This window comes from Acinetobacter lactucae (genome assembly GCF_013122135.1).
Classification (GTDB): Bacteria; Pseudomonadota; Gammaproteobacteria; order Pseudomonadales; family Moraxellaceae; genus Acinetobacter; species Acinetobacter lactucae.
In genome coordinates this window covers 1,254,792-1,275,878 of the sequence record NZ_CP053391.1, presented here as the reverse complement: position 1 = coordinate 1,275,878, position 21,087 = coordinate 1,254,792, and the positions used below count along the sequence as shown (strand labels likewise).

Sequence of the window (21,087 nt, the reverse complement as noted above, 5' to 3'; positions counted from 1 at the left end):
TTAATATTAAAAAATATGGCTTTAAATCCTCACCATTTCTTGATCTTACTGATTTATTTTTAATGGTCACAGTATCAGTTAATATTAAAAATAATAGACACAGTTATTAAAAATAGATTCAGATTAAATGGATAAATCTATAAAACTAACAATATTTGAGATAATTAAGAGATCACTATAAAGTGTATCCATTGCTTTGGCTTTTTAATGAATTGATATGTACAAATATAAAAAAGTAAGTGATGACCTCACCCTGCAAATTCAAAATGGCAGGCAACCTATTGGTTCTCGCTTACCCTCAATTCGAGATTGTGCCCAACATTATCAAGTCAGCATTAACACCGTAAAAGAAGCTTATCGCCAGCTTGAAGATCAAGGTTTAATTTCAGTTCGCCCACAGTCTGGCTATTATGTTTGTCATGCACCTTCGAACTTATTAGAACTCGAAGAGCGTTATGTCAGTGAAGAAAAAGTATCCCTTTCAGGAATTAGTTGTTTTCTCGCACAAATTGTAAAAAAGCAGATGGATCCCGACTATGTCAATTTAGCTTTAGCTTGCCCTTCTGGTGAAAATTTCTATCCAGTTGAACGCTTAAAACGCTTAACTGCTCAGGTACTGCGCTCTCAATCAGGTATTTTTAAAAGCTATACTTTACCGCCCGGCTCTATACGTTTACGTACTCAAATTGCTAGGCGAAGCTTACAGCTTGGTATGTTTCTTTCAGCAGATGATATTGTGCTCACTCATGGCACCATGGAGGCTTTAAGTCTCGCGATCATGGCAACCACTCAAGCAGGTGATAGCATTGCGCTTGAAATTCCTACCTTTCACAACCTGTACCCGCTTCTTCATAATTTAGGTCGAAAAATTTTAGAAGTGCCTACTTCGCCGCATACAGGGATGTGTCTAGATGCACTTGAAGAACTCTTAAAATCTAAAAGTGTACAAGCCATATTAACCATTCCAACAGGACATAATCCACTTGGTTTTAGCATGCCTGAAAGTAACCGTCGTCGCTTGGCAGAGTTAGCTAATCAGTTCCAAGTTCCTGTCATTGAAGATGCGATGTATGCCGAATTGCAACTGACTGAACCGCTCTTACCCAACATTAAAGCGTTTGATCAAAATGGATGGGTACTCGTATGTGGTAGCTATACTAAAACTGTAGCACCCGACTATCGAATTGGTTGGTTAGAAGCTGGGCGCTTCCGTAATATTGTGCAGCAGCTTAAATTTACAACCACTGTTGCGGAACCAGCTTTACTCACAGAAACTTTAGGTCTTTTCTTAGAGAATGGCGGTTATGACCTGCATTTACGTCAACTCAAAAAACGCTATCAACAACAAATTGACACCATTAAGTCTTATATTTGTCGTTATTTTCCACTCGGTACCCGAGTGAGTCGTCCGCAAGCGGGATTTATTTTATGGTTAGAGCTGCCCGAATCTATCGATACGCTAGAACTGTTTCATCAGGCAATGGATGAAAAAATCTTATGTATGCCGGGAATTTTGTGTTCAGCTGATAAACGTTTTAGTCATTGTTTACGTATAGCAGCTTGTTTTGAGTTAAATCCCAAAATGTTAAATGCTTTGATGCGCTTAGGAGAGTTGGCAAAAAATATACTGCCTGTACAAAAGGATAATGATCAAATCCCTACTAATTCAGTAGGTTGAATCCCAAATACGGAGTTAATAAAATAAAACCATATATTTTTTATGCCTTTTATTTTATGAAAACTGAGCTTCTCTCTCCCGCAGGTTCACTTAAAAACATGCGCTATGCTTTTGCCTATGGTGCAGATGCTGTATATGCCGGCCAACCACGTTATAGCTTACGTGTACGTAATAATGCTTTTGATCATGACAACTTAAAAATTGGGATTGATGAAGCTCATGCTTTGGGTAAAAAGTTTTATGTTGTAGTGAATATTCAGCCACATAACAGCAAATTAAAAAACTTTATTCGTGATCTTGAACCGATTGTAGCGATGAAACCGGACGCTCTGATTATGTCTGATCCGGGCTTAATTATGATGGTGAGAGAGCATTTTCCTGATGTACAAATTCATTTATCGGTTCAAGCCAACGCAATTAACTGGGCAACTGTTAAATTTTGGAAAGATTACGGTCTAAGCCGTGTGATTTTATCGCGTGAGTTGTCTTTAGAAGAGATAGAAGAAATCCAACAATACGTACCAGATATTGAACTCGAAGTTTTTGTACATGGCGCTCTATGCATGGCCTACTCAGGCCGCTGTTTACTTTCTGGATATATGAACAAGCGAGATGCCAATCAAGGTGCTTGTACCAATGCTTGCCGTTGGGACTATAAGTTGCATGAAGCCCAAGAAGATGCAAACGGCGATGTGATTCCAGTTACTCAGCTGAATACACCAGAAAAGTCTTGCTGTTCATCTACACAATCAGAACCAACTTCAGCTCAAACTTTGCTCGTACAACGCAATGATGAAGAAATGTTTGCTGCCGAAGAAGATGAACACGGCACCTATTTTATGAACTCCAAAGATTTACGTGCTGTCCAACATGTAGATCGTTTAATAAAAATGGGCATCGCCTCTCTGAAAATTGAAGGGCGTACTAAATCGTATTTTTATTGTGCCCGTACCGCCCAAATTTATCGAAAAGCTATTGATGATGCTTTAGCAGGTAAACCATTTGACTCAAGTTTATTGACCCAACTTGAAGGTTTAGCAAACCGTGGTTATACCGAAGGCTTTTTAAGACGTCATGTGCATAGTGAATATCAAAACTATGCTGATGGTTCATCGCATTTCGACTATCAACAATTTTGTGGAGAGATTTTAGAACGCCACGGCAATTATATTCGCATTGAGGTTAAAAACCGTTTTGTAGTTGGCGACTCACTTGAGCTGATGACGCCTCAAGGCAATATCACTTTTACTTTAACCGAAATGCGCGATTTAAAAGGTAACCCGATTACAGATGCTAAAGGTTCGGGGCATTTTGTTGAAATACTACTCTCACAAGATATTGATATCAGTTATGCCCTACTCGTACGCAATTTACCGCATGCGAAAGAAAGTATTACTGCTTCAACACTAGCTTATTCAGCGAGTTGAAAATGGCCCTTTTGATTACAAATGACTGTATCAATTGTGATATGTGCTTACCAGAATGCCCCAATATTGCTATTTTTGAAGGAAGCAAAGTTTATAAGATTGATCCACTTCGTTGTACCGAGTGTGTCGGCTTTTATGATGTGCCAACTTGTAAAGCTGTTTGCCCTATCGATTGCATTAAACCAGACCCTGCGCATATTGAAGACAAAGAACAACTATTAGAGAAATTTAAGGGATTAAATTTGCTCAGCTAATATAATTCTTAAAAGGTCTATAGAGGATCAAGCTAAAGTCACTGATCCTCTTTATAACAATATTGATCAGTAATAAAATAAACGAATAAATAGCTGAAACTACCTAGCTAATGATAAAATCAAATGATCAATTTAGTTTGATTTACTGGTAATTTTGTACCCAAAAAATTGCACAATCGTTAAAACTGCTAAACCATTTCAACATTTCATATAGATTGATTAAAACCCTTTCTGGCGTAACTTCCATGTCTTATCTTTATTTAGCAATTGCGATTGCTTGTGAAGTCATTGCAACTTCAGCTTTAAAAGCATCTCAAGGTTTCACTGTTCCTATTCCGTCCATCATTACAGTTGTGGGCTATGCAATTGCTTTTTATTTATTGTCCCTGACGCTAAAAACAATTCCAATCGGGATTGCATACGCCATTTGGTCGGGCGCGGGTATTATTTTAATTTCTGCAATTGGCTGGATATTTTACAAACAGCATTTAGACTTAGCAGCGTGCATTGGTCTTACTTTAATGATCGCTGGTATTGTGATTATTAATGTGTTTTCTAAAAATACCCATCTATAAAATATAACCAAAAAGAAACCGAGTACGATGAAAATCTTTTTATAAAAAATTTCATCTTACTCGGTATCAATGGCTTATTTTAAACTGCCTATTAAAAATTGCTTTAAACGCTCACTTTTCGGGTTATTGAGTACTTCATCAGGATGACCTTGCTCTTCAATTTTCCCTTGATGCAAAAAAATCACTTGATTAGACACATGACGTGCAAAGCCCATCTCATGTGTCACCACAATCATGGTACGCCCTTCTTCAGCCAAGCCTTGCATTACCTTTAGTACTTCACCCACCAACTCAGGGTCAAGCGCGCTAGTGGGTTCGTCAAACAACATCACTTCCGGCTCCATAGCCAAAGCACGGGCAATTGCTACGCGTTGCTGCTGACCACCCGATAAAAATGCCGGATATTTACTTTCAACACTTTCAGGTAATCCAACTTTGCGTAGATATTTCCGCGCGCGCTCTTCAGCTTCAGCACGTTTTACCCCGAGTACGTGAATCGGCCCTTCAATGACATTTTCAAGTACTGTCATGTGAGACCACAAATTAAAATGCTGAAACACCATCATGAGCTGGGTACGCATTTTTTGTAGTTGCTTTGGTTCAACGACTTTTAAATTGCCTTTTTTATCAAAGACAGTGCGCAGTTTTTCACCATTGAGTTTAATGGTGCCATTACTTGGTTGTTCCAAAAAGTTAATACAACGCAGCAAGGTACTTTTACCTGAACCAGATGAACCGATGATACTAATGACATCACCGGCATTTGCATCAAGTGATATTCCTTTAAGTACTTCATGATCGCCAAATGTTTTATGTAAATCGCGAATCACTAGTTTTGCAACGTGTTCCATTTATGTCTCCTAATGATTCGATGGTTTTAAAAATGCCAACCAACGTTTTTCAAGCTGGCGAAATATCCAAATTAAAATAAATGCTAATACTGCATATAACACCGCGGCAATTCCAAAAGCATTGAAGGTTTCATAGGTTGCTGCATTCACATCACGCGCAATTTTTAAAATGTCAGGAACAGTGGCTGTAAATGCAATGGTTGTCGCATGCAACATTAAAATGACTTCATTGCCGTAAAATGGTAAAGCACGGCGCAACATCGACGGAATGATAATACGAGTATAGCGTTTCCACTTCGACATACCGAAAGCTTGTGCAGCCTCTATCTCGCCATGTGGAATAGAACGGATCGCCCCAGCGAAGATTTCAGTGGTATATGCACTAGTATTGAGCGCGAATGCCAAAATGGTGCAATTTAAGCCCTCTCGAAAAAATGCATCAAGCGTCTGATGTTCATGAACATAATCAAAGCTATAAATACCTGAGTAAATAATCAGCAATTGAATGTAAAGTGGAGTACCACGAAAAACATAGGTAAATAACCAGACTGGACCACGTAACCAAAGATTCTCTGATACTCGTGCAAGTGATAAAGGCACAGCAAGCACAAAACCAATAGCAATAGAAAGTACCAATAACCACGTCGTCATCGCTACGCCAGTCATTTGAAAACCATCTGTCCAAAGGTATGCCTGCCAATATTGTTGAAGGATTTCAATCATAATTGTCCCTTCCTCACACCAGCAGAATAACGACGTTCAAGCCACATTAAAATCAGGTTCGACACGGTGGTAATTGCCAAATAGATCGCAGCAGCCACGATGCTGAAAAAGAACAGTTGCATGGTACTTCTACCCGCATCTTGCGTAATTTTTACAATATCAGTCAGGCCAATAATTGAAACCAGTGCAGTTGCCTTAATCAAAACTTGCCAGTTATTACCAATGCCAGGTAAAGCAAAACGCATCATTTGAGGGAATAATACACGGTGAAAAACCTGCCAAGGGGTCATACCATAAGCCATTGCTGCTTCAATTTGGCCTTTTGGAACCGATTGAAATGCACCACGAAAGGTCTCGGTAAAATATGCACCATAAATGAACGCTAAAGTAATCACACCCGCCACAAATGGGTTGATATCAATTTGGTCCATTTGCAGTGCTTCAGTAATCTGGTTGAGACCCAACTGCAAGCTATAAAATAACAACAGCATAATGACCAAGTCAGGCACACTACGAATGAGCGTGGTGTAAGCCGTCGCTATATAACGTAAAATTTTAATATTAGAGAGTTTTGAGCTCGCACCAATTAAGCCGATAATCACAGAAAGGAAAAGTGACAACAGCGCGAGCTGTAGGGTCATCCATGTCCCGCTGAGAAGGAGTGGCCCATAGCCAGATAAAAACATGACTCATCTTCTCCTTAAAAACAATATCTAATATTGATGAGATGAGAATAGATCTAAAAATGTCGGCTTAAAGCCGACATTTTTCACATCATTAGTAAATGCTAAAGGAGAAATATTTTTTCTCGAGTTTCTTGTATGTACCATCTGCAATGATTGCAGCGAGTGCTTTATTAATATTGGCTTTCAAATCTGCATCTTCTTTGCGTAAACCAATCGCTGCGCCTACACCCAGCGTTTTTGCATCAACCACATTGCCACCAGCAAAAGCGAAGTTTTTGCCTTTTGGTTGTTTTAAGAAAGCACCATCAACCATAATTGCATCTTGTAAAGTTGCATCCAAACGTCCTGACATCATGTCTTGATAAATCAAATCTTGGACTGGATAAGGTACAACCGTTACACCTTTTGGTGCCCAATAGGTTTTAGCATAAGTTTCTTGAATTGTGCCCTGTTGTACACCCACACGTTTACCTTTCAATGAGGCAGCGGTAGGCAATAACGGCGAACCTTTTTTTGCAACCATACGCGTTGGCGTATTGTAGATTTTGCTAGTAAAAGCAATTTGTTTTGCACGTTCATCAGTGACTGTCATTGATGAAAGAATGCCATCAAACTTTTTCGCTTTAAGTGCCGGAATCATCCCGTCAAAAGAGTTCTCAACCCAAACACATTTAGCTTTGAGTTTTGCGCAAATTGCATTACCTAAATCAACATCAAAACCAGTTAACTTACCATCCGGTGTTTTATATTCAAACGGCGCATAAGAGGACTCAGTCCCAAAACGAATCACCTTCCAATCCTTTGCTTGTACATTCGTTGCAACAGCAGCCAAAACTAAGGTTGTTGAAACGAACATTTTTTTCATAAAGCTTGCCATCTTGAAGCTTCTCCTTAAAATCCAAATAAGGTGATAAAAATTTGAGTATTTCTAAATTACTCTTCTGCCGAAATAATTGCAATTTCTATACCATAAATTAAGGATTTATGAAGATGACTAAACAGTGGATTGTATTAACTGATTAATTATTGAAAAATCACTCAAAATATGAAGCTAATTTTTGAGTGCATAGGCTTCTGCCATATTCTCATTTTCGACCAATGTCCGAATGGTATATTCGTGGTTATGCTCTTTTGCACTGGCAAATTCACATTTTTGATCCAATGACATTGAACAACCACTTAATAGATGGCAACCCGCAAATAATTCAGCTACCCAATCTACAAACACACGAACTTTGGGTGACAAATGTCGATTCTGTAAATAAACAACAGAAATTGGCATTGGTGCTGGACGCCACTCTGTAAGAACCTCTTTCAAAGCTCCCGACTCCAGATGGTCGGCAACCATGAAACGTGGACACTGAATTAAACCAAAACCTTGAACTGCAAGACCCACATATGAATCACCATCATTGACAGAAACACGTCCTTTCACGCCGACGCTATGAATCTCACCATCCACCATAAAATCCCAGTCGATATTACGTCCGGTACGACTGTTAAAGTAATGCACAACCTGATGTTTTTTTAGGTCATCAATAATTTTGGGTTCGCCATGCTCTGCTAAATAACGTGGTGCGGCAACCGTCACACACTGAATTGTTCCAATACGACGTGCAACCAAACTTGAATCTTTCAACTGGCCAATACGGATGACACAGTCCACCGCATCTTGTACCAAATCGACTGGGCGATCACTCATTCCAATCACCAAATCAATATCTGGATAACGTGTATGGAAATCACAGAGCATTGGAATTAAGATCATGCGCCCAATCGAAGCTTTAACATCAATACGCAGTCGGCCTCTTGGCCCACGCTCCGAATCATGAAAAGTAGACTCTACATCTTCAACATCAGCTAAAATTCGCGAAGAACGTTCATAATAAACAGCGCCATCTGGTGTCAAACTAAGTTTACGAGTCGTTCGGTTAAGCAACCTAACTTGTAAATGTTTCTCTAAACCCTGAATGGTTGTGGTCACAGAAGCCCGCGGTAAACCTAAACTATCAGCTGCTAAACTGAAACTATTTGTTTCGACAACTTTATTAAAGACTCTCATGGCATGAAATAGATCCACACGCACACTCCTATCAATCAATGCATTTTTTAATCAAACACATCAATTGTTATAAAAATACGAATAGTGTTATCAAATTTAATATATTTATTCGTGATTGACAAACTTTTATGCTCCGTCCATCCCATAAACCCTGTTCTCCCATACGGACCAAAACTAAAAGTCTGAAAACAGGTATCCAAATAACTAGGAGCACCTCATGTCATTTTCTCGCAAACAGTTCACACTGTCTGCCATCTTTGTCGCCATTTTGGCAACAGGAGGCAGCTTTATGTTTTTACACGAAAATGCCGATGCAAAAGCTGCACCGACCACTGCCCAACAAGCTGCAACTGTTGATATCTCGAATGTCATTAGCAAAACCATTACCGATTGGCAAGAATACTCCGGTCGTTTAGAAGCAATTGATCAAGTCGATATTCGTCCTCAAGTTTCCGGTAAACTCATTGCCGTTCACTTCAAAGATGGAAGTCTGGTTAGAAAAGGCGACTTACTTTTTACTATTGACCCGCGCCCTTTCGAAGCAGAACTCAATCGTGCCCAAGCACAACTCGCTTCGGCTGAGGCACAAGTGACTTATACGAGTTCTAATCTTTCTCGTATTCAACGTTTAATTCAAAGTAATGCTGTATCACGTCAAGAGCTAGATTTAGCTGAAAATGATGCGCGTTCAGCCAGTGCTAACCTGCAAGCCGCTAGAGCAGCCGTTCAATCTGCCCGCTTAAATCTTGAATACACTCGTATTACTGCACCAGTCAGCGGCAGAATTTCACGAGCTGAAGTCACCGTCGGCAATGTAGTTTCTGCAGGTAACGGCGCACAGGTCTTAACAAGTCTAGTATCTGTCTCTCGTCTCTATGCATCTTTCGATGTTGATGAGCAAACTTACCTGAAATACATCAGTAACCAGCGTAATTCAGCACAAGTTCCTGTCTATATGGGACTTGCCAATGAAACAGGCTTTACTCGTGAAGGTACTATTAATTCAATCGACAATAACCTAGATGCAACCTCAGGTACGATTCGTGTCCGCGCGACGTTTGATAATCCAAACGGAGTTTTATTACCGGGTTTATATGCACGAATTCGTTTAGGCGGTGGTCAACCTCGCTCAGCAATTCTGATTAGCCCAACCGCGATTGGGGTCGATCAAGATAAACGCTTTGTTGTGGTCGTCGATGCTAAAAACCAAACGGCTTACCGTGAAGTAAAAATCGGAGCACAACAAGATGGCTTGCAAATCGTAAATAGTGGATTACAAGCGGGTGATCGTATTGTGGTGAATGGTTTACAACGGATTCGTCCAGGTGACCCTGTTACACCACACCTCGTTCCTATGCCGAATGCACAAATCACAGCTAACAGCACTACTCCTCAACCTCAGCCAACAGATAAAACATCAACTCCGGCAAAAGGTTAATCACATATGAATATCTCTAAATTTTTTATTGATCGGCCGATCTTTGCTGGTGTGTTATCAGTATTGATTTTACTCGCCGGTCTGCTTTCGGTATTCCAGTTACCGATTTCTGAATATCCGGAAGTTGTTCCTCCGTCTGTGGTGGTTCGTGCTCAATATCCGGGTGCAAACCCGAAAGTGATTGCTGAAACCGTTGCCTCTCCGCTTGAAGAATCAATCAACGGCGTCGAAGACATGCTGTATATGCAATCTCAAGCAAACAGCGACGGTAACCTCACCATTACGGTGAACTTTAAGCTCGGCATTGACCCAGACAAAGCGCAACAATTGGTTCAAAACCGTGTGTCTCAGGCCTTACCTCGTTTGCCTGAAGATGTGCAACGTTTAGGTGTCACCACATTAAAAAGCTCACCGACTTTAACCATGGTTGTGCATCTGACCTCACCAGATAGTCGCTATGACATGACCTACTTACGTAACTATGCAGTATTGAACGTGAAAGACCGTTTAGCACGTTTACAAGGGGTTGGTGAAGTTGGTTTATTTGGTTCTGGTGACTACGCGATGCGTGTGTGGCTCGACCCACAAAAAGTGGCACAGCGTAACCTTACAGCAACTGAAATTGTGACAGCAATCCGTGAACAAAACATTCAAGTAGCAGCGGGTACCATTGGTGCATCACCAAGTAATTCACCTTTACAGCTTTCGGTCAATGCTCAAGGTCGTTTAACCACCGAGCAAGAATTTGCCGATATTATTTTAAAAACTGCACCAGATGGCGCGGTCACACGATTGGGTGATGTGGCTCGTGTTGAACTTGCAGCCTCACAATATGGTTTGCGTTCATTGCTTGATAATAAACAAGCAGTCGCGATTCCAATTTTCCAAGCACCGGGTGCTAATGCTTTGCAAGTTTCCGATCAAGTGCGTAGCACGATGAAGGAGCTTTCAAAAGATTTTCCATCTTCAATTAAATACGACATTGTGTATGACCCGACTCAGTTCGTACGTGCCAGTATTAAAGCGGTCGTTCATACCTTACTTGAAGCAATTGCACTGGTTGTTGTGGTTGTTATTTTATTCTTACAAACATGGCGTGCCTCAATCATTCCATTGCTTGCCGTACCGGTTTCAATTATTGGTACATTTGCACTCATGCTTGCTTTTGGTTATTCCATCAATGCACTGTCACTGTTCGGGATGGTACTTGCCATCGGAATTGTGGTCGATGACGCCATTGTCGTCGTCGAAAATGTCGAGAGGAATATTGAAGCTGGCTTAAGCCCAAGAGATGCAACTTATCGTGCCATGCGAGAAGTGAGTGGGCCGATTATTGCGATTGCTTTAACGCTCGTTGCCGTGTTCGTTCCACTTGCTTTTATGACAGGCTTAACAGGGCAATTTTATAAACAATTTGCCATGACCATTGCCATTTCAACAGTCATTTCGGCATTTAACTCGCTTACTCTATCTCCTGCTCTAGCAGCCATGTTACTTAAAGGACATGACGCTAAACCTGATGCATTAACACGCATTATGAACCGTGTATTCGGACGTTTCTTTGCTCTGTTTAACCGTGTATTTACCCGTGCGTCAGATAACTATGGTAAAGGTGTGAGTCGTGTTATTTCCCATAAAGCATCAGCAATGGGTGTCTATGCAGCACTTTTAGGCTTAACCGTTGGTATTTCTTATATTGTTCCGGGTGGTTTCGTTCCTGCACAGGACAAGCAATATTTGATTAGCTTTGCTCAACTACCAAACGGCGCTTCATTAGATCGTACCGAAGCTGTCATTCGTAAAATGAGTGATACAGCTCTTAAACAACCTGGTGTAGAAAGTGCTGTTGCCTTCCCTGGCCTCTCAATTAACGGTTTTACCAACAGCTCAAGCGCCGGTATTGTCTTTGTAACCTTAAAGCCATTCGATGAACGCAAGGCGAAAGACCTATCTGCCAATGTAATTGCAGGTGCACTCAATCAGAAATATTCAGCCATTCAAGATGCCTATATTGCAGTTTTCCCACCGCCACCCGTGATGGGCTTAGGTACGATGGGCGGCTTTAAACTCCAACTTGAAGACCGAGGTGCCTTAGGCTATTCAGCGTTGAATGATGCTGCACAAAACTTTATGAAAGCAGCTCAATCAGCTCCTGAGCTTGGTCCAATGTTCTCAAGTTATCAAATTAACGTACCTCAACTGAACGTGGATCTGGACCGTGTAAAAGCTAAACAGCAAGGTGTTGCTGTGACAGATGTTTTCAACACTATGCAGATTTATTTAGGTTCTCAGTACGTCAACGACTTTAACCGCTTTGGTCGTGTTTATCAGGTTCGTGCTCAAGCCGATGCTCCTTTCCGTGCAAACCCTGAAGATATTTTGCAACTAAAAACCCGCAACAGTGCCGGACAAATGGTGCCGTTATCTTCACTGGTAAATGTAACTCAAACTTATGGTCCAGAAATGGTCGTGCGTTATAACGGCTATACCTCAGCAGATATTAACGGCGGCCCTGCACCGGGTTATTCATCTAGCCAAGCAGAAGCTGCGGTTGAACGTATTGCCACACAGACTTTACCGCGTGGCATCAAGTTTGAATGGACAGATTTAACTTACCAAAAAATCTTGGCCGGTAATGCAGGGCTCTGGGTATTTCCAATTAGTGTATTGCTCGTGTTCTTAGTTTTAGCCGCTCAATATGAAAGTCTAACTTTGCCTTTAGCTGTAATTTTAATTGTACCAATGGGAATCTTGGCGGCTCTGACGGGTGTTTGGCTGACAGGTGGAGATAACAACATCTTTACTCAAATTGGTCTGATGGTACTGGTCGGACTGGCCTGTAAAAATGCCATTTTGATTGTTGAATTTGCGCGGGAACTTGAAATGCAAGGTGCAACTGCCTTTAAAGCAGCTGTTGAAGCAAGTCGACTACGTTTACGTCCAATTCTAATGACTTCTATTGCATTCATTATGGGGGTCGTACCACTGGTTACCTCAACAGGTGCAGGTTCTGAAATGCGTCATGCCATGGGTATTGCCGTGTTCTTCGGCATGATTGGTGTAACACTGTTTGGTTTATTCCTGACTCCTGCCTTTTATGTGCTGATTCGTACCCTGAACAGTAAACATAAATTGCATTCGGCAGCCGTTCATGAAGCACCTTTATCTACCCCACATGATCATTAAGGAGGATATTTGATGGCTACAGCAAAACAAAGCTTATTATTGTCCTCACTCATGGGAAGCCTGCTCCTTGCAGGCTGCTCTTTGGCTCCGGAATATCAACCTGCAAAGGTGATTGTTCCAGTCAAATTTAAAGAGTCCGATCCTCAACTTGAGGACAATAACTGGAAAATTGCCCAACCTGCTGATCAGCAGGTTCGAGGTGAATGGTGGCGTGTTTTTAATGATGCTCAATTGAATGAGCTTGAACAACAAGCCATTTCCGGAAACCAGTCCCTTAAAGCGGCGGCAGCTAATATTCAGGCTTCACGTGCAATACGTTCAGCAGCACAAGCTGAACGCTTGCCTAGTATTGGTGCTGGCTTTGGCCCAACTCGTCAAAAGCCATCCCCAGCTTCACTCGGTTTAGATGAAAATGCTCATACATCTGCACAAACCTTATGGCGTGCTCAAGCGAATGTTTCATATGAGCTCGATTTATTTGGCCGTATCGCCAGTAGTGTCAATGCAGCAACAGCTAATGTACAACAACAAGAAGCCCTATATCAGTCAGCACTTTTAGCCTTACAAGCAGATGTTGCGCAAGGTTACTTTCTCATTCGTCAGCTTGATGCTGAACAAGCAATTTATAATCGCACCATTAAGCTACTTGGTGAAACACGAGATCTCGTTCAAACACGGTTTAGAAATGGTTTAGTCAGTGAATTAGATGTTTCTCGTGCCCAGACCGAACTTGCTACAGCACAAACGAGCGCATTGAATATTGCTCGTAACAGAGCCAATGCTGAACACGCACTTGCAGTATTATTGGGCAAAACACCTGCTGATTTTAGCTTGGCAGTTCAGCCTTTAACTGCAAACAGCCTCCGTCTCCCAGCGGGTTTACCGTCGGCTTTACTTGAAAGACGACCGGACATTGCTGCGGCTGAACGTGCTATGGCAGCAGATAATGCGCGTATTGGAATTGCGCGTGCTGCCTTCTTCCCTAAACTGGACCTAACAGGTGCACTCGGTTATGAATCATCAACTTTAGGTGATTTAGGTAAATGGTCGAGCCGTACATTTTTACTTGGTCCGGTCGCAGGCACTATTTTATCTTTGCCATTATTTGATGGCGGACAACGGAAGGCTGGCGTTGCGCAAGCACGAGCTGCCTATGAAGAAAGCGTCGCAAACTATCGCCAAACTGTACTGAATGCATTTCGCGAAGTTGAAAATGGTTTATCTGATCAAAGAATTCTCGATCAGCAAATTCAGGCTCAAAATCAAGCGCTCTCCTCTTCTCGTCATGCAAACCAGCTTTCTCATCTACGCTATAAAGAAGGTGCGATTAGCTATCTTGATGTGATTGACTCTGACCGGACAATTTTGCAACAAGAGCAACTTTCCGCACAGCTTAACGGCAGTAGAATGATGGCGAGTGTAGATTTAATCCGCGCATTAGGTGGTGGATGGCATGGTGCCGAGTCATCGGTAAAATCTAAAAGTTAATTGTCATATAATTAACCTAATATAAAAAAAGCGCCATACGGCGCTTTTTTTATATCTACAACTTATTGTGCATATACAGGGAATTTTGCACAAACAGCTTCAACTTTTGCTTTTACGTCAGCAATAACTTTTTCGTCACCTTTGCTGTCAATCACGTCAGCGATCCAACCAGCAAGTTCACGAACTTCAGCTTCACCAAAACCACGAGTTGTTACTGCTGGAGTACCGATACGGATACCAGAAGTCACGAATGGAGAACGCGGGTCATTTGGAACTGAGTTTTTGTTCACAGTAATGTGAGCAGCACCTAACCAAGCATCTGCATCTTTACCAGTTACATCTTGCTTGATTAAAGATAATAAGAATAAGTGGTTTTCTGTACCACCAGAAACAACATCATAACCACGAGCGATGAATACTTCAGCCATTGCTTGAGCATTTTTCACAACTTGTTGTTGGTAAGCTTTGAACTCATCAGACATTGCTTCTTTGAAGCAGATTGCTTTAGCAGCAATCGCATGCATTAATGGACCGCCTTGGTTACCAGGGAATACAGCTGATTGAAGTTTTTTCTCGATTTCTTCATTCGCTTTCGCAAGGATTAAACCAGAACGTGGACCACGAAGTGTTTTATGAGTCGTAGTTGTCGTTACGTCAGCAATTTGAACTGGGTTTGGATATACGCCAGCAGCAACAAGACCTGCAACGTGAGCCATATCAACAAAAAGGTAAGCGCCAACTTTGTCCGCGATGTCACGGAAACGTTGCCAATCTACAACACGGCTGTAAGCAGAGAAACCAGCAACGATCATACGTGGCTTGTGCTCTAACGCTAAACGTTCAACTTCTTCGTAATCGATCTCGCCAGTTTCAGCGTTTAGACCGTATTGAACCGCATTATAAGTTTTACCAGAGAAGCTTACTTTTGCACCGTGAGTCAAGTGACCACCGTGAGCCAAGCTCATACCTAAAACGGTATCGCCTGGGTTAAGAAGTGCTAAATAAACAGCAGAGTTAGCTTGTGAACCAGCGTGTGGTTGAACGTTTGCGTAATCTGCACCAAAAAGTTCTTTAGCACGATCAATCGCCATTTGCTCGATGATATCCACATACTCGCAACCGCCATAATAGCGTTTGCCTGGATAACCTTCTGCATATTTGTTCGTAAGTTTTGATCCTTGCGCTTCCATCACAGCAGGAGAGCAATAGTTTTCAGATGCAATTAACTCGATATGTGCTTCTTGACGCTCACCTTCAGAAGCAATTGCTTGAGCTAATTCTGGATCAAATTCAGAAATGGAAATATTGGCAAACATTAGCGGGGGTCCTATAAATTAGGGCTTTTAAGCCGTGCTAAGATTGCGGCATATTGTAGCATGAACTTTATAATTAAACAGAATGAAGTTAGCTCAGTTTTAAATAAAAATGGCTCAAGTTTTATAAAAAATGAGCCATTGTTTATAAATCAAATAAAAAGCTTGTTTAAAGCTTATATTTTAAATTTCTCTACCATTAATTTTAGCTCTCTCTAATATTAAAAAAGTATTAGATATCAATAACTCTATTGAGCTGACAGCAAAGTCTGAACATTTCCAACGATGTTATCCACATTACTGCTCATCACCGTGCCATGATCCCAGTTACCCGTCACATAGCTATTAATTTTAGTGCCTACGACAGTGGCATTAGATATCAATAGATCAGTTGCCAATTTAGGTACTGTCGAATCTGCTATCCCTTGATAAATAATGATTGGTGTAGTGACTTTGGTCTGTAAAGGTTGAGAATCTTTTTCCAAAAACGTCTTAACTAGCGGCACAGCCATAAAATTAGGTTGTGTACGCATATAACCATCTAATGTTTCCCCATGAGTTGCAATATAAACTTGCATAGTAGAGCTAAAATCCGCGAGTAAAGGTTCATAACAAAAACCTTCAGCATCTTGTGCAATCCTTGCAGTAGATTCAGTAAATACTTGAAGATAATTAAAGTCTGGATGGGTATTACGAATTCCTGCTACAACAAGGGCTGTAAATGCATCAAGCTGCGCATAGATTGCCTTTTTTTCATATACTGATGCACTTGCAGCTTTTAATTCTCCATTTAAAAGAATACTTCCTAAATTAGAAGCAGGTGCTACCGCTACTGTACCTTTATAGTCTAGTTGTGCACGGCTCGCATATTGTGCAGCACCTAATGCAGCATGCCCACCTTGCGAATGCCCTACAGTGACCCATTTTTTCGAAGTTAATAAGTTACGCTGTAATAAATAATTGCGTGTTGCAACGACCGCATCTGTAATTGAAAAAGCCTCACTTTTAACATTTAAAAAAGGATGTATACCTGATGTACCTAAACCCTCATAGTCAGGTGCTACAACTACATAACCTGCTGCTAGTAATTTACTCATTAAATCTTTTGTACTATCTGCTAAAGCTGCTTTACTTGGTGCACAAGCATCTGCCACACCAGTAGTGCCATGCGCCCAGACTACAATTGGCCAACCGCCTGCTGGTGGCGGTGTATTTGGCGTAAATACCAAACTGGTTGCCTGTACTTCTTGGCCACTTTGACCCAACATTTTATAAGTCAAAATACTACTTTCTGCTGCCACACTTCCCAAGTTGGTACTTGTGTAAGCCTCAACTTTAACAACCGGGTTTTGAATATTATTGGTTGGAGTACCTGATGGGTCGACAATGGCTGAACTGTCATCACTACTCCCTCCTCCACAAGCGACTAAAAATAAACTCGTACTGAGAACGCTCGTCATTAATAGGTTCATTTTCATTGGTATATCTTCCCTTAAATTCCATTTTTGTTTTGCTTTAGTTTTTTAATCAACATTTCCTAATGTCTTAAAAAGATTTACGCCTAATCTTTATTTTCCGCAAGTTCTATTGGATGAAATTAATCTCTGAAAACTCTATTTTTAATATAAATTGACGTTATCGCTACTTTATAGCTTCACTTCATGTTTTAAAGTAGGTAGTCAACTGTTAACATTCACAATTACTCGTGATTGTTTAAAGGGCCAGTTATGCAAACCATTATTTTAGATACAGAAACACATACACTAAATGGTTTGCCAATTGAAATTGCGTATGCCCCGATTGAGATTAATGCAGGTAAACTCACCTTAGATAAAAGCAAATTGTTTGATCAATTGTATCAAGTCGGAACCCCTATCTCTTACGCTGCTATGGCAGTACACCATATATTAGAGTCAGATTTAGAAAACCAGCCCCACTATAAAACCTTTAAATTACCAGAAACTACAACTTATATTATTGGTCACAATATTGATTATGATATTGCCGCGATTGCGCGTTGTGGTGTGGATGTATCGAATATCAAACCGATTTGTACTCTAGCTTTAGCGCGTAAAACTTGGCCTGATGCAGAAGCACATAATATTTCTGCACTCATCTATATGATTTCTCAAGGCAGCGGTAAAGCTAGAGAATTACTCAAAGGTGCACACCGTGCCGACGCGGATATTATTTTGACTGCTAATATTTTGATGCATATTGTCTATCATTTAAATATTCAAGACATTGAAGAGCTTTACCGAGTTTCTGAAGAAGCACGTATCCCCACAACTATTAACTTTGGAAAGCACAAAGGTACGGCAATTGCTGAACTTCCTAAAGACTATATTCAATGGCTTCTACGTCAAGACGAACTAGATGTCTATTTACGTAAAGCGTTAGAAGGCGCATTTTAAAGACTTAAATAAATGATATTCATAAATTCTTCATCATATTGTCATTTTTGAGTTTTATCGTTAACCCCATTTATATTTTATTAAAAACAGTACTGTTCAACTGAGAAGATTGAACAGTCTGATTTATTTTTTATTTGGGGAAAAATGATGGCTGGTTTTTATCGAACCAATTTGGGAAGAGTCGCGCTTCAACAACGTAACATTGCGTTAAATGCAAAACAAAGACGTTTACTACTATTAATAGACCATGAAGATTTTCAAAATTTAAATAGCGAATTTAAAAAACGTATTGCGTCTCCAGAACTTATTCAACAGCTTATCGACTTAAAACTTATTGCTCCTTCAAACGTAAACCATTCAGAATTAAATGAACAAATATCTTTTCCAGAAAGACCTATAACTACTGTAGAAGCACATCAGAAAAAACCTACAGATGATCATAAAAACGACGATATAGTTGGTGAAATTCAGGTTCCCCAATCTTTGCAATCTACAAATATTGAAAATAGTCAGCCACAAATTCCTGTTCAACAACTTTCTTTTGAAGAAATACAACAGCTGATGAAGCAAAATTTGAATCAGTACTGTGGACTTATGGCAAAACCACTTATTCAAAAAATAGAGCAAATAAAAACGCTTCAAGAGCTTAAGATGTGCCAAATGCAATGGATTACCCACTTACAGGAGTCACGTATTCCACCTCATGAGCTAGCACATACGCTTCATTCTATTAATTATTCAATTCAACTTATCCAACAGCGCATCTAAAAAAAACAACAAGCTGCTGTTTAATTAAGCATTAAACTCACTTGTTACCTATTTCCTGCTTTACCTATTGGTGTTTTTTTCCTATGATGTGGCCCACACATGTGCGCTCGTAGCTCAGTTGGATAGAGTACAGGTTTCCGAAGCCTGGGGTCGTGGGTTCGATCCCCGCCGAGCGCGCCAAATTATTTTATACAATTAATAACTTAAATGAATAAAATCAAAATTTAAGAATAAAAATCTTTATTTGTACCGTATTTAGTTAAATTTTTTGTTAGTTAAATGAGATTCTATGAGCAATCCAGCCATAAAAAAATTGTTCTTGGCTTGGATTACGCTCACAGATTTCGATGTACCGTTGGCCTTGCATGATATTTAGTACACGCACTAGAACTTTTTCACCATCTTTCCCACGTTTAGCCAAATAGATTTTTAAAGCACCCAACGTAGCTAAACCATAAATTCCATCCAATACAAGATCTGACCAACCTGCCTTGCCTTGGTTATTCAGCAAATTTAAGGCACGCTGTAAAAGAGGTTTTGCAAATCCTATGCCGCAATTAACACCTGTATCTAAAAGTTCTTCAGCTACTATAGGAGAAATTAAATTTACTTGATCAAAGCGTGGAGCTGTCCAGTATTGTTTTTTATAAATAGACTTTGCAATTTCAATAGGCAAATCTCGCATATTACCTTTGAATCCGTTTGCTCGAGCAACTGCTTCAGTAATTCCGTACTTTGTTGCCCCTCCCCGATCCGCTGGATTATTTACATAGCCGCCTTCGCGCTTAATTAACTCATCTAGATATTTTTCAATATTCATTCCACTTTCCTTTAGAGTTGAAAACTACTCAGAGGTAGCACGTAAATTTGAATCATTACTGTTGATTTGAATCTTCAGCTTCCTTTTTTTGTTTATTGTTAGATCCAAAATAGAAGGCAATCACAGCACTAGATAAACCAAGTAACGTCCCTAGTGATACGTTTAATAGATCACGGTTTTTGTCTGGATATTCAATAAAGAACAACCCAAGAACACAGAGGAATGACATTGCAATAACCATGTACGCTAAATATGTCCGAGTATTTTCACTTTTCATCTTTATCCTCTTTGATGCCTAATTTGGCTTGCTCATACTGTTTTTTACGCAATTCATGAATCTCTTCTGAACGTTTTTCATCACGGCGCTTAAAGTAGAGATTTGTTAAGTAGGTTGCTACCCCAAGCAGAATTGAAAAGGCTACAGCCCAGTCAATTTTTCCGACTACTCCGACCAAGCTACCCCCTAGTGCATAACCGTAAGTGAATTTCGTTGTTGTAGCTGCAGCAGTACTTGCTGCTGCCTCAAACACATTATTTGTGTGACCGTTCATGCATGCCTTCCTCCAGATCATGGGCATAAAAAAACACCCTGAAGGGTGCTGTAATAAAAAACTGTAAATTAGGAGTTGCTTAATATTTCCAATTAAGGTGTCTTACTTTTATCTCACCAATGCTAAAAATTAGTAACATCAATAGCCATACCTGCAGAGAAAGGATCACCAACTGATGCTGTTTGGGTAGTGCCTGATGTACTAGCAACACTAATCCATCTGTAATCTAAATTTAATGTACCTGCAACTTCATCTATATAAAAACCTGCAATAGCATAGTTTAAAGACTGCCGACCGTTGTACCATTCTTTAGCTTGGTAACCAAGTTGATTAACTACAATAGCTAATTTCTTACCTGTAGCACCACCCCTTAAAGGCGCAGAATACGTTTCTGCTGGATGACGTAAAGGTAAGTTATGCGGAGACCCGTTAGCCCTTTGAATATAGGCTACTGGTTTAATTGTAGGGTAGTTAGAATTAAAAATAACTTTACTATTAGCATCGTAAATTTCTAAACCGTATTTAAATAGATCTACATCTGCAGGGAATTCACCTACAGACATGAACTCATAAACAGTGAATGTACCAATTGTAGGCCAATGGTTTGTAGACATACATTCAATAGAATATTTACGAATATCACCTATAGGTAAGTTATCAACTAAATCGAATCTTAATCGGTTATTTTTATAGTCATCTAGACGTACAGCAATTAAAGATTTAGAAGAACCACATACATACTCTAATTTATCTGTAGTATATGAAGTCTTCTTATATAAGGTAATTGCAGAGGATTCCCCATCAATCTGTAAATCACCATTAAGTGTTTTAACTAATATTCCGGCAGGCATAA

21 protein-coding genes and 1 tRNA gene are annotated in these 21,087 nt (G+C 40.2%); 11 read left to right on the top strand and 11 right to left on the bottom strand.

Annotated elements, in window-relative coordinates:
• Positions 1-211 precede the first annotated feature (211 nt).
• The 4 genes from HLV59_RS05890 (at position 212) to abeS (ending at position 3,934) form a co-directional block, all read left to right on the top strand.
• Positions 212-1,678 (top strand): aminotransferase-like domain-containing protein, encoded by a 1,467-nt coding sequence (locus HLV59_RS05890; RefSeq protein ID WP_171430584.1) that lies wholly within the window; start codon positions 212-214, stop codon positions 1,676-1,678.
• Between the two features lie 56 nt (positions 1,679-1,734).
• The gene (trhP, locus tag HLV59_RS05885) at positions 1,735-3,105 is read left to right on the top strand and encodes a prephenate-dependent tRNA uridine(34) hydroxylase TrhP (RefSeq protein WP_171429532.1); all 1,371 of its coding nucleotides are present in this window, start codon (positions 1,735-1,737) and stop codon (positions 3,103-3,105) included.
• 2 nt (positions 3,106-3,107) lie between these two features.
• The gene (locus tag HLV59_RS05880) at positions 3,108-3,359 is read left to right on the top strand and encodes a YfhL family 4Fe-4S dicluster ferredoxin (RefSeq protein WP_031948917.1); all 252 of its coding nucleotides are present in this window, start codon (positions 3,108-3,110) and stop codon (positions 3,357-3,359) included.
• A gap of 245 nt (positions 3,360-3,604) precedes the next feature.
• Positions 3,605-3,934 (top strand): multidrug efflux SMR transporter AbeS, encoded by a 330-nt coding sequence (gene abeS, locus HLV59_RS05875; RefSeq protein WP_004791191.1) that lies wholly within the window; start codon positions 3,605-3,607, stop codon positions 3,932-3,934.
• A gap of 74 nt (positions 3,935-4,008) precedes the next feature.
• Here the strand turns inward: abeS and HLV59_RS05870 are convergent, their stop codons facing one another.
• From HLV59_RS05870 to HLV59_RS05850, 5 genes are all read right to left on the bottom strand, one after another.
• Entirely contained in the window at positions 4,009-4,785 is a 777-nt protein-coding gene (locus HLV59_RS05870; protein ID WP_081173190.1) for an ABC transporter ATP-binding protein, read from the bottom strand.
• Positions 4,786-4,794: 9 nt separating this feature from the next.
• Positions 4,795-5,508 carry an ABC transporter permease gene (locus HLV59_RS05865; RefSeq protein WP_016145906.1) on the bottom strand — a complete coding sequence of 238 codons (714 nt, stop codon included), beginning with the start codon at positions 5,506-5,508 and terminating at the stop codon, positions 4,795-4,797.
• Positions 5,505-6,194 (bottom strand): ABC transporter permease, encoded by a 690-nt coding sequence (locus tag HLV59_RS05860; protein WP_062849895.1) that lies wholly within the window; start codon positions 6,192-6,194, stop codon positions 5,505-5,507. Before HLV59_RS05860 ends, HLV59_RS05865 begins: the two co-directional genes overlap by 4 nt.
• A gap of 91 nt (positions 6,195-6,285) precedes the next feature.
• The gene (locus HLV59_RS05855) at positions 6,286-7,071 is read right to left on the bottom strand and encodes an ABC transporter substrate-binding protein (protein ID WP_031948919.1); all 786 of its coding nucleotides are present in this window, start codon (positions 7,069-7,071) and stop codon (positions 6,286-6,288) included.
• A gap of 174 nt (positions 7,072-7,245) precedes the next feature.
• Complete coding sequence (locus HLV59_RS05850) at positions 7,246-8,274, bottom strand: LysR family transcriptional regulator (protein WP_031948920.1); 1,029 nt, start codon at positions 8,272-8,274, stop codon at positions 7,246-7,248.
• A gap of 199 nt (positions 8,275-8,473) precedes the next feature.
• Here HLV59_RS05850 and adeF point away from each other — a divergent pair, with 199 nt between their 5' ends.
• From adeF to HLV59_RS05835, 3 genes are read left to right on the top strand one after another with little or no spacing between them, the layout of a single operon-like run.
• Positions 8,474-9,694: a multidrug efflux RND transporter periplasmic adaptor subunit AdeF gene (gene adeF, locus HLV59_RS05845; protein WP_016145910.1), complete on the top strand. Its 1,221-nt coding sequence runs from the start codon at positions 8,474-8,476 to the stop codon at positions 9,692-9,694.
• Between the two features lie 6 nt (positions 9,695-9,700).
• Positions 9,701-12,880, top strand: a complete 3,180-nt coding sequence (gene adeG, locus HLV59_RS05840) for a multidrug efflux RND transporter permease subunit AdeG (protein WP_171429531.1) — start codon at positions 9,701-9,703, stop codon at positions 12,878-12,880.
• A gap of 12 nt (positions 12,881-12,892) precedes the next feature.
• Positions 12,893-14,368, top strand: coding sequence for an efflux transporter outer membrane subunit (locus tag HLV59_RS05835; RefSeq protein ID WP_171429530.1), 1,476 nt, complete (start codon positions 12,893-12,895; stop codon positions 14,366-14,368).
• A 62-nt stretch (positions 14,369-14,430) separates the two neighbouring features.
• On the opposite strand, the gene glyA is transcribed toward HLV59_RS05835, so the two are convergent.
• Complete coding sequence (gene glyA / locus HLV59_RS05830) at positions 14,431-15,684, bottom strand: serine hydroxymethyltransferase (RefSeq protein WP_061875729.1); 1,254 nt, start codon at positions 15,682-15,684, stop codon at positions 14,431-14,433.
• A 60-nt stretch (positions 15,685-15,744) separates the two neighbouring features.
• On the opposite strand from glyA, the gene HLV59_RS05825 reads away from it, so the two are divergent.
• Positions 15,745-15,900 (top strand): hypothetical protein, encoded by a 156-nt coding sequence (locus tag HLV59_RS05825; protein ID WP_171429529.1) that lies wholly within the window; start codon positions 15,745-15,747, stop codon positions 15,898-15,900.
• Positions 15,901-15,929: 29 nt separating this feature from the next.
• On the opposite strand, the gene HLV59_RS05820 is transcribed toward HLV59_RS05825, so the two are convergent.
• Positions 15,930-17,159: an alpha/beta hydrolase gene (locus tag HLV59_RS05820; RefSeq protein WP_171429528.1), complete on the bottom strand. Its 1,230-nt coding sequence runs from the start codon at positions 17,157-17,159 to the stop codon at positions 15,930-15,932.
• A gap of 249 nt (positions 17,160-17,408) precedes the next feature.
• Between HLV59_RS05820 and HLV59_RS05815 the strand changes: the two genes are divergently transcribed.
• From HLV59_RS05815 to HLV59_RS05805, 3 genes are all read left to right on the top strand, one after another.
• Positions 17,409-18,095, top strand: a complete 687-nt coding sequence (locus tag HLV59_RS05815) for a putative quorum-sensing-regulated virulence factor (protein ID WP_031948925.1) — start codon at positions 17,409-17,411, stop codon at positions 18,093-18,095.
• Positions 18,096-18,239: 144 nt separating this feature from the next.
• A complete protein-coding gene (locus tag HLV59_RS05810) occupies positions 18,240-18,863 on the top strand; it encodes a hypothetical protein (RefSeq protein WP_171429527.1) in 624 nt (207 codons plus the stop codon).
• Positions 18,864-18,966: 103 nt separating this feature from the next.
• A tRNA-Arg gene (locus tag HLV59_RS05805) sits at positions 18,967-19,043 on the top strand.
• A 91-nt stretch (positions 19,044-19,134) separates the two neighbouring features.
• Here HLV59_RS05805 and HLV59_RS05800 read toward each other — a convergent pair.
• The 4 genes from HLV59_RS05800 to HLV59_RS05785 form a co-directional block, all read right to left on the bottom strand.
• Positions 19,135-19,683 (bottom strand): glycoside hydrolase family 108 protein, encoded by a 549-nt coding sequence (locus HLV59_RS05800; protein WP_171429526.1) that lies wholly within the window; start codon positions 19,681-19,683, stop codon positions 19,135-19,137.
• Positions 19,684-19,738: 55 nt separating this feature from the next.
• Positions 19,739-19,912, bottom strand: a complete 174-nt coding sequence (locus tag HLV59_RS05795; RefSeq protein ID WP_228721992.1) for a hypothetical protein — start codon at positions 19,910-19,912, stop codon at positions 19,739-19,741.
• Positions 19,913-19,949: 37 nt separating this feature from the next.
• On the bottom strand, positions 19,950-20,234 hold the full coding sequence (locus HLV59_RS05790; protein ID WP_171429525.1) for a phage holin: 285 nt from the start codon (positions 20,232-20,234) through the stop codon (positions 19,950-19,952).
• A gap of 122 nt (positions 20,235-20,356) precedes the next feature.
• Positions 20,357-21,085, bottom strand: coding sequence for a hypothetical protein (locus tag HLV59_RS05785; protein WP_171429524.1), 729 nt, complete (start codon positions 21,083-21,085; stop codon positions 20,357-20,359).
• Positions 21,086-21,087 lie beyond the last annotated feature (2 nt).

Coding starts and splice junctions, on each gene's coding strand:
- trhP (WP_171429532.1), top strand. CDS start 1,735: ATGAAAACTGAGCTTCTCTCTCCCGCAGGTTCACTTAAAAACATGCGC.
- HLV59_RS05880 (WP_031948917.1), top strand. CDS start 3,108: ATGGCCCTTTTGATTACAAATGACTGTATCAATTGTGATATGTGCTTA.
- abeS (WP_004791191.1), top strand. CDS start 3,605: ATGTCTTATCTTTATTTAGCAATTGCGATTGCTTGTGAAGTCATTGCA.
- HLV59_RS05870 (WP_081173190.1), bottom strand. CDS start 4,785: ATGGAACACGTTGCAAAACTAGTGATTCGCGATTTACATAAAACATTT.
- HLV59_RS05865 (WP_016145906.1), bottom strand. CDS start 5,508: ATGATTGAAATCCTTCAACAATATTGGCAGGCATACCTTTGGACAGAT.
- HLV59_RS05860 (WP_062849895.1), bottom strand. CDS start 6,194: ATGTTTTTATCTGGCTATGGGCCACTCCTTCTCAGCGGGACATGGATG.
- HLV59_RS05855 (WP_031948919.1), bottom strand. CDS start 7,071: ATGGCAAGCTTTATGAAAAAAATGTTCGTTTCAACAACCTTAGTTTTG.
- adeF (WP_016145910.1), top strand. CDS start 8,474: ATGTCATTTTCTCGCAAACAGTTCACACTGTCTGCCATCTTTGTCGCC.
- adeG (WP_171429531.1), top strand. CDS start 9,701: ATGAATATCTCTAAATTTTTTATTGATCGGCCGATCTTTGCTGGTGTG.
- HLV59_RS05835 (WP_171429530.1), top strand. CDS start 12,893: ATGGCTACAGCAAAACAAAGCTTATTATTGTCCTCACTCATGGGAAGC.
- glyA (WP_061875729.1), bottom strand. CDS start 15,684: ATGTTTGCCAATATTTCCATTTCTGAATTTGATCCAGAATTAGCTCAA.
- HLV59_RS05825 (WP_171429529.1), top strand. CDS start 15,745: ATGAACTTTATAATTAAACAGAATGAAGTTAGCTCAGTTTTAAATAAA.
- HLV59_RS05820 (WP_171429528.1), bottom strand. CDS start 17,159: ATGAAAATGAACCTATTAATGACGAGCGTTCTCAGTACGAGTTTATTT.
- HLV59_RS05815 (WP_031948925.1), top strand. CDS start 17,409: ATGCAAACCATTATTTTAGATACAGAAACACATACACTAAATGGTTTG.
- HLV59_RS05810 (WP_171429527.1), top strand. CDS start 18,240: ATGATGGCTGGTTTTTATCGAACCAATTTGGGAAGAGTCGCGCTTCAA.
- HLV59_RS05800 (WP_171429526.1), bottom strand. CDS start 19,683: ATGAATATTGAAAAATATCTAGATGAGTTAATTAAGCGCGAAGGCGGC.
- HLV59_RS05795 (WP_228721992.1), bottom strand. CDS start 19,912: ATGTCATTCCTCTGTGTTCTTGGGTTGTTCTTTATTGAATATCCAGAC.
- HLV59_RS05790 (WP_171429525.1), bottom strand. CDS start 20,234: ATGAACGGTCACACAAATAATGTGTTTGAGGCAGCAGCAAGTACTGCT.
- HLV59_RS05785 (WP_171429524.1), bottom strand. CDS start 21,085: ATGCCTGCCGGAATATTAGTTAAAACACTTAATGGTGATTTACAGATT.